Origin of the sequence: Streptomyces sp. NPDC000151 (assembly GCF_040301705.1) — a bacterium.
GTDB lineage: Bacteria > Actinomycetota > Actinomycetes > Streptomycetales > Streptomycetaceae > Streptomyces.
Map to the genome: position 1 here is coordinate 44,654 of NZ_JBEPFC010000037.1, position 6,000 is coordinate 50,653.

Genomic DNA, 6,000 nt, shown 5'->3' on the forward strand with positions numbered 1-6,000 from the left:
GTGGTGTCCCGGCCGCGCTTCATATCCCCGCCGCCCGCGCCGCTTCGTACACCTCCGCCGCCAGGTCCTTCAGCTCCTCCGCGTCCCGGGCCCGACCCTGGAGGTCGACCAGGATCTCCTCCAGGCCCACCTCGGCGTGGGCGGCCAGGTCCTCGACGATCTGCGCGACGCTGCCCTGGAAGGGGGCGCGGTCCTGGCCCTCGTACGCCTTGGGTGTGTGCTGGGTGTTCACCCGCAGGACGTTCTGGAACGGGGCCGTGCGGCCGCGCTCCGCGGCCAGGTCCTGTATCTGCCGCCACTGCTCGGCCAGTTTCCTGGCGCCCATGCCCACCGGCATCCAGCCGTCCGCCCGGTCCACCAGGCGGCGCAGCGCCCGCGGGCTGTTGGCGGGCAGCAGCACCGGGATCGGCCGGGCCGGCTTGGGGCCGACCTCGGACGGCGCGATCGTGGTCAGCTCGCCCTCGTACGCCACCGGGTCCGGTCCCCACACCGCCCGGCACACCTCCAGCAGCTCGTCCAGCACCTTGCCGCGCCGCTCGAAGGGGGCCACCGCAGCGGCCGCGTACTCGTCCAGGGACCAGCCCGTGCCGAGCCCGGCGATCACCCGGCCGCCGCTGGCCGCGTCCAGCGAGGCGAGGCTGCGGGCGAGCTGGAAGGGCACGTGCAAAGGAGCGACCAGCACGCTCGTGCCCAGCCTCGCCCGCTCCGTGGCCGCGGCTGCCAGCGTCAGCGTCACCAGCGGGTCGGCCACCGAGCGGTACTGATCGGGCCAGGGCAGGCCCGGTATGCCGTACAACCCCTGAGTCGCGGGCTCGGGGAAGAGCACGCGCTCGAAGACCCAGAGGCTTTCGTAACCGGTCTGCTCGGCGGCGCGCGCCACGTCCGGCACGTCACGCCCGAGGTCGTACTGCCGCATCTGCGGGAGGCTCAGCCCGAGTCGGACAGCCATGTCTGTGCTCCTTCGGATCCGGTTCGCCGGCGGTGTACGAGCGATCAACGTCCGCCGGACCCGCGGGAGTTCCGGCCGCCAGGGGGCGCAAAGGCGCGCGCCCCGGCGCGCACTGATCGTTAGCCCGATCCGGTCACGCGTCGCCGCGCCGTCCCTGCCCGGCCCCCGGCCCTGCCACGCTGACCGCATGACGACGATGCAGCCGACGGGCGCGCCGGCAGGCGTGGCGAAGATCGTGGCGCGGATGCGCGCGCTGGACGCGGCGCTGCCCCCGCGCGACGGCGTCGCGGTGTTCAACCGGGTGTACTTGCAGGTCACCGAGGAGGTCGGACGGCAGATCGGCGCGGGCGGCTTCCGGGACGCGGGCGCGGCCGCCGAGCTGGACGTGCGGTTCGCGCTGCGGTACTTGAGCGCGGTGGACGCCGTCACGGCAGGGCTGCGGGCCCCGGCCTGCTGGCGCCCGCTGTTCCAGCTCCGCTGCCACCCCGGCGTCAAGCCGCTGCAGTTCGCGCTGGCCGGGATCAACGCGCACATCGGGCACGACCTGGCGTTCGCCCTGGTGGACACCTGCCAGGCCCTGGAGTGCGAACCGGCCGCGCTGGAGGCCGACTTCGACCGGGTGGGGCGGGTGCTGACCGGGCTGGAGGAGCGGGTGCGCGAGCGGCTGATGCCGGGCCCCGACCTGCTGGACATCGCCGACCCGCTGACCCACCTGGCCGGCTCGTGGAGCCTGGAGGCGGCCCGGGACGGCGCGTGGGCGGCGGCCCGGGTGCTGTGGAGCCTGCGCGGACTGCCGGAAGTGGGGGAGGAGTTCGCCCAGCGCCTGGACGCAAGCGTCGGCCTGATCGGCCAAATGCTCCTGACCCCACTCCGCGACTGACGGACCCCGACACGCGCCTGAGGGCCACCGGATGCGCGCGGGCCCTGCCCCGCCGCGCTTCGCCGGCCACCCCCTTGGGTAACCCCCTGGTGGGGGCCTCTGGGGTGTGCACCTGTATACGCGCCGCCGGGGCCTGAAACGCGTTGCGCTACGACGCTACCGCCCCGCGCGTGACGCGTTGCGCCACGACGCTACCGCCCCGCGCGTGACCCGTTGCGCCAAGCCCCGGGCCTGACGCGTCCCCCTACGCGGCCCCGCCCCCGCCCTCGCCGTCCGACCCCTCGTCGTACGACGAAGTTCCCTCGTCCAGCAGCGGGTGCTGCTGCTTCAGGTGGGCCGGGGCCAGTGCGCGCAGTACGTGGTAGCCGGAGAGGACGACGATCGTGCCCAGGGCGATGCCGCCCAGTTCGAAGTTGTCGGAGATCTTCAGGCTGACGCCGCCGACGCCGATGATGACGCCCGCGGCCACGGGGACGAGGTTCAGCGGATTGCGCAGGTCCACCTTGTTGTGGACCCAGATCTGCGCGCCCAGCAGGCCGATCATGCCGTATAGGATGACCGTGATGCCGCCCAGTACGCCGCCCGGGATCGCGGCGACCACCGCGCCGAACTTCGGGCAGAGTCCGAAGAGTAGCGCGAAGCAGGCGGCGGCCCAGTAGGCGGCGGTGGAGTAGACGCGGGTGGCCGCCATGACGCCGATGTTCTCGGAGTACGTGGTGTTGGGCGGGCCGCCGAGCGCGGTGGAGAGTACGGAGGCGGCGCCGTCCGCGGAGATCGCGGTGCCGAGCTTGTCGTCCAGCGGGTCGCCGGTCATCTCGCCGACCGCCTTGACGTGCCCGGCGTTCTCGGCGACCAACGCGATCACCACCGGCAGCGCGACCAGGATCGCGGACCAGCTGAAGCTCGGTCCGTGGAAGGAGGGCAGGCCGACCCAGTCGGCCTTGGCGACGGCCGAGAAGTCCAGTCGCCAGTGGTCGGTCACCTTGCCCGCGCCGTTCTGGGAGTGGATCATCCCGAAGACCAGGTCGAAGAGCCAGGACACGAGGTACCCGAAGACCAGGCCGAGGAAGATCGCGATGCGCGACCAGAAGCCGCGCAGGCAGACCACGGCCAGCCCGGTGAAGAGCATGGTCAGCAGCGCCACCCACTGGTCCTGCGGCCAGTACGTACTCGCGGTCACCGGCGCGAGGTTGAAGCCGATCAGCATGACGACCGCGCCGGTGACGACCGGCGGCATCGCCGCGTGAATGATCCGCGCGCCGAACTTCTGCACGGCGAGCCCGATCGCGAAGAGCACCGCGCCGACCACGAGGACCGCGCCGGTCACCGTGGCGCTCGTACCGCCCTGCGCCCGGATGACCGCCGCGACGCCCACGAAGGAGAGGCTGCACCCGAGGTAGGAGGGCACCCGGCCGCGGGTCGCGAGCAGGAAGATCATCGTCGCGACGCCGGACATCATGATCGCGAGGTTGGGGTCCAGCCCCATGAGGACCGGCGACACGAAGGACGCGCCGAACATCGCCACCACGTGCTGCGCGCCGAGGCCCGCGGTACGCGGCCAGGTCAGCCGCTCGTCGGGTCGGACCACGGCACCCGGCGCTGGGGTGCGCCCGTCTCCGTGGAGGGTCCAGCGCACGCCGAGGCCCATGAATGCTCCCGTTCTCGTCAAGTTGTCATGAGGCCACCGACCGGCGGTGACCGGCCAATGTTAGTGCGGGGGCGGTCCGCTTCCGCCTGCTGTGTCCGGGTGCGAGGTGTATGGCCTCGGTCACTCCTCCCGGTGGTGAAAGCGGTCTAAGCGCATGCTTACGATGAAGATGGTTCAACTTTTGAACGCATGTGCCCCGACCACCCCGCACCACCAGGAGTACGACCGTGAGCGCCGCCGCCCCGTATACCGCCGAGACCGCCGAGACCGCCCAGACCCTCCCGTACGGCGAGCTGGTCCCTGTGACGGTCCATTTCGACGACCTCGACGCGCTCGGCATGCTCCACAACTCGCGCTTCCCGCTGCTCGTCGAGCGCGCCTGGGGCGAGTACTGGCACGGCCACGGCTTCGGCTTCGAGGGCGACTGGGCGGCCGCAGGCGACATGGCCAACGTCATCAAGGAGATGCGCGTCTCCTACGAGGCGCCGATCACCCGCCCCGGCCAGTACGCCGCCCACCTGTGGGTCGAGCGCCTGGGCCGTACCAGCCTCACCTACGGCTTCCGGGTCTGCTCGGCGGACGGCGCCACCACGTACGCGCAGGGCCATCGCATCCTGGTCCGCGTCGACGCGCGGACCCTGCGGCCCACGCCCTGGACCGACGAGGGCCGCGCGATAGCCCGCAAGCTCGCCCGCCCGGAGGCCCTGCCGGACGCGAGCTGATCGCCGGCCGCTGCCGAGCGCGCCGGGTCAGGAGGCCTTTAGTGCCCCTTCGGTACCCCTTCACGACCCCTTCAGGTCGAATGTCGCCGAGCTGACCGACGCCCGGCGCTCCGGTACGCGGAGCACGCCCGCGCCCAGTATCAGGCCCAGTGCCAGCACCGTGACCAGCGCGAAGGAGCCGGTCAGCGAGGTGGCCTGGGCGATCGAGCCGATGGCGGAGGGCGCGATCAGGCCCGAGGTGTACGTGATCGTCGCGACGCCCGCGATGGCCTGGCTCGGGGCCGGGCCGCTGCGGCCCGCCGCCGCGAACGCCAGCGGCACGACCACCGCGATGCCCAGCCCGATCAGCGCGAAACCCGCCACCGCCATGACCGGGTGCTGTGCCGTGACGATCAGCAGCCCGCCGGCCGTGGCCAGTACGCCGCCCGCCCGTACCGTGCGCACCGCTCCGAAGCGGGCCACCACGTGGTCGCCCGCCAGTCGGGCCGCCGCCATCGTGCAGGCGAACGCGGTCGTCGAGCCGGCCGCGAGCCCCGCCGACGTGCCCAGCACGTCCCGCAGGTACACCGCCGACCAGTCCAGGCTCGCGCCCTCGGCGAACACCGCGCAGAAACCGACCGCGCCGATGATCAGCGCGGACTTCGGGGGCAGCGCGAACCGCGGCGGCGGATGCTCGTCCGGGGTGCTGCGCAGGTCCAGTACGCCCTGGCAGAAGACCGCGCCCAGTACGGTCAGCACGCCCGCGGCGAGCGAGAGGTGGAAGCGGGCGTCGGTGGCGGCGTGGGCCGCGACCGTACCGGCCGCCGAGCCCAGCAGCGCGCCCACGCTCCACATGCCGTGCAGCCCCGACATGATCGGCTTCTCCAGGCGCTGCTCGACCTCGACGCCCAGCGCGTTCATCGCCACGTCCGAGGTCCCGGCCGCGGCCCCATAGACCAGCAGCGCGCCGCAGAGCGCGTAGAGGTTCGGGGCGAGTGCGGGCAGCGCGAGGGCGAGCGTCCACAGGGCGAGCAGTCCGCGCAGCGCCGTACGGGCGCCGAAGCGGTGGCTGATCCGGCCGGCCAGCGGCATCGCCAGGGACGCGCCGATCGCGGGGAACGCGAGCGCGAGCCCGAGCTCCCCGGCGCTGACGCCGGTGTGCTCCTGGATCCAGGGGACGCGGGTGGCGAAGTTGCCGGTCACCGAGCCGTGTACGAGGAAGACCAGCGCCACCGACCAGCGTGCGCGGCGCAGTTGGCGGGGCGGGGCTGCCGCTGCGGAACCACCGTTGACGGGCATGGCGGCAAACTATCAGGGTCCCTGCCTATTAACCTCCGATATTTGCGGGGCGTGTGCTCTGGAAGGATTCCGCCATGCCTGACACCTCCGCGCGCACCGGCCGTACGGCGTCCCGTACCGCGTCGCCGCGCACCGCGCGGGCCATCAACGACCGCATCGCTCTCCAACTGCTGGAGGACGAGGGTCAGATGACGGCCCATCAGCTCAAGGAGCGGACCGGGCTGTCCCGGCCGACGGTGGCCGACCTCGTCGAGCGGCTGCGGGCCGCCGGGCTGATCGCGGTCGTCGGCGAGACGGGCGCCGACCGCCGCGGCCCCAACGCCCGGCTCTACGGCATCGTCGCCGACCGCGCCCACCTCGCCGGCATCGACGTTCGCACGCACGGCGTCACCGTCGCCGTCGCCGACCTGCTCGGCGTCATCCGCGCGCAGGAGTCCGTACCGGTCGCCGAGGACGCCGCCCCCGAGGACGCGGTGGCCGGCGCGTACGCCGCGCTGGACCGTGCGCTGGCGCGCGCCGGCGG

The 6,000-nt window shown here is 73.0% G+C and carries 6 protein-coding genes; 3 read left to right on the forward strand and 3 right to left on the reverse strand.

What is annotated here, in order from left to right; all coding sequences use genetic code 11:
- Positions 1-19: 19 nt before the first annotated feature.
- A complete protein-coding gene (locus ABT381_RS13845) occupies positions 20-949 on the reverse strand; it encodes an LLM class F420-dependent oxidoreductase (RefSeq protein ID WP_351592612.1) in 930 nt (309 codons plus the stop codon).
- 187 nt (positions 950-1,136) lie between these two features.
- On the opposite strand from ABT381_RS13845, the gene ABT381_RS13850 reads away from it, so the two are divergent.
- A complete protein-coding gene (locus ABT381_RS13850) occupies positions 1,137-1,829 on the forward strand; it encodes a DUF5995 family protein (RefSeq protein WP_351592615.1) in 693 nt (230 codons plus the stop codon).
- Positions 1,830-2,073: 244 nt separating this feature from the next.
- Here ABT381_RS13850 and ABT381_RS13855 read toward each other — a convergent pair whose 3' ends face one another.
- Entirely contained in the window at positions 2,074-3,477 is a 1,404-nt protein-coding gene (locus ABT381_RS13855) for a uracil-xanthine permease family protein (RefSeq protein WP_351592618.1), read from the reverse strand.
- 227 nt (positions 3,478-3,704) lie between these two features.
- On the opposite strand from ABT381_RS13855, the gene ABT381_RS13860 reads away from it, so the two are divergent.
- Positions 3,705-4,199, forward strand: coding sequence for an acyl-CoA thioesterase (locus ABT381_RS13860; RefSeq protein ID WP_351592621.1), 495 nt, complete (start codon positions 3,705-3,707; stop codon positions 4,197-4,199).
- A 60-nt stretch (positions 4,200-4,259) separates the two neighbouring features.
- Here ABT381_RS13860 and ABT381_RS13865 read toward each other — a convergent pair whose 3' ends face one another.
- Positions 4,260-5,477 (reverse strand): MFS transporter, encoded by a 1,218-nt coding sequence (locus tag ABT381_RS13865; protein WP_351592624.1) that lies wholly within the window; start codon positions 5,475-5,477, stop codon positions 4,260-4,262.
- 74 nt (positions 5,478-5,551) lie between these two features.
- Between ABT381_RS13865 and ABT381_RS13870 the strand changes: the two genes are divergently transcribed.
- Positions 5,552-6,000 (forward strand): winged helix-turn-helix domain-containing protein (locus ABT381_RS13870; RefSeq protein ID WP_351592627.1); only part of this gene is annotated, 449 nt, incomplete at its 3' end.

What these genes read in the sequence shown, in the direction of transcription:
- ABT381_RS13845 (WP_351592612.1), bottom strand. Translation starts at nt 949, where the DNA reads ATGGCTGTCCGACTCGGGCTGAGCCTCCCGCAGATGCGGCAGTACGAC.
- ABT381_RS13850 (WP_351592615.1), top strand. Translation starts at nt 1,137, where the DNA reads ATGACGACGATGCAGCCGACGGGCGCGCCGGCAGGCGTGGCGAAGATC.
- ABT381_RS13855 (WP_351592618.1), bottom strand. Translation starts at nt 3,477, where the DNA reads ATGGGCCTCGGCGTGCGCTGGACCCTCCACGGAGACGGGCGCACCCCA.
- ABT381_RS13865 (WP_351592624.1), bottom strand. Translation starts at nt 5,477, where the DNA reads ATGCCCGTCAACGGTGGTTCCGCAGCGGCAGCCCCGCCCCGCCAACTG.